This is a genomic window from Streptomyces sp. NPDC031274 (assembly GCF_055570235.1).
This window is the reverse complement of sequence record NZ_JBVIHP010000378.1, coordinates 1-1,145: the sequence shown is the minus strand read 5'-3', so window position 1 is coordinate 1,145 and position 1,145 is coordinate 1. Positions and strand designations below refer to the sequence as shown.

The following is a 1,145-nucleotide window of genomic DNA, read 5'->3' as shown; positions in this document are numbered from 1 at the left end:
CTTCCCCTCCGACGTGGTGCCGGTGCCCACTCTCGCCGCACTGGTCCTGCTCGCCGTGCCCGTCACGGCCGTCCTGGTCACGCTGATCTCGCTGCGGGCCGTCTCCATCGAGCCGCTCGGCGTGGTGCGCCGCACCAAGCCGCGCAAGCGCCGCGTCTGGTGGCGCATCGTGATGCCGCTCCTCGGCCTCGGGATCCTGCTGGCCTCGGGCACTGTCGGGGGCGACGTGGTCAATGGCTACGTCGGGGGCAACGTGGCCCCGCCGGTCTTCGCCATCGGCGCGGGCGCGACGCTCACCCTGGTGGGCCTGGCCGCGCTGCTCCCCTGGCTCGTCGAGGCGAGCGTGGCCCGGCTGCGCGGCGGCGGCCCCGTGCCCTGGCAACTGGCCATCCGCAGGCTCCAGTTGAGCAGCGGTTCGGCGGCACGCGCAGTCAGCGGCATCACCGTCGCGGTGGCGGGCGCCGTCGCCCTGCAGATGCTGTTCGTCGCGATGAACGACGACTTCAACCGGACGACCGGCAACGACCCGGGCCGCGCCAAGCTGGTGGTCAGGGCGGACGTCGGCGACGGCGACCTCGCCGAGCGGATGATCGACAAGTTCCGCACGACCAAGGGTGTCAAGAACGTCATCGGCACGGTCTCCACGTACGTCGTGAAGCCGGGCAAGCTGAAGAACCCCGACGCTCTGCGGCCCACCACGGAGCTGACGGTCGGCACCTGCGCGAACCTGCGCGAGCTGGCCCGGATCGGCAGGTGCGAGGACGGCGACACCTTCGTCGTGCACACCGGCGACACCGAGATGAACAACTGGGTCGACGAGTCGGCCCGTCCGGGCAAGCCGATCGACCTGAACTCCATCAGCTGGGACGAGTCCGGCCACCGGCACGTCCCGTGGACGCTGCCCGCCGACTCCCGCACGGTCAAGGCGCGCCCCGACCCGGGCGGCGACCTGCACGACGGCATCTACGCGACGCCCGGCGCGGTCGACACCTCCAAGCTGGCCGACGCCACGACGACCGCGATGATCCAGGTCGACCCGGACGTCAGGGACTCCGAGGAGTACATCCGCAACACCGCGGCCCACGTCGACCCGTTCCTCGACGTGACGACACTGCGCGCGGTCGAGCGTGACAAGCAGTACGCCA

1 pseudogene is annotated in these 1,145 nt (G+C 71.4%); it reads left to right on the top strand.

Annotation, left to right across the window (positions count from 1 at the left end):
* Positions 1–16 precede the first annotated feature (16 nt).
* A pseudogene (locus ACZ5CR_RS46510) lies at positions 17–1,145 on the top strand (ABC transporter permease); the annotation flags it as partial.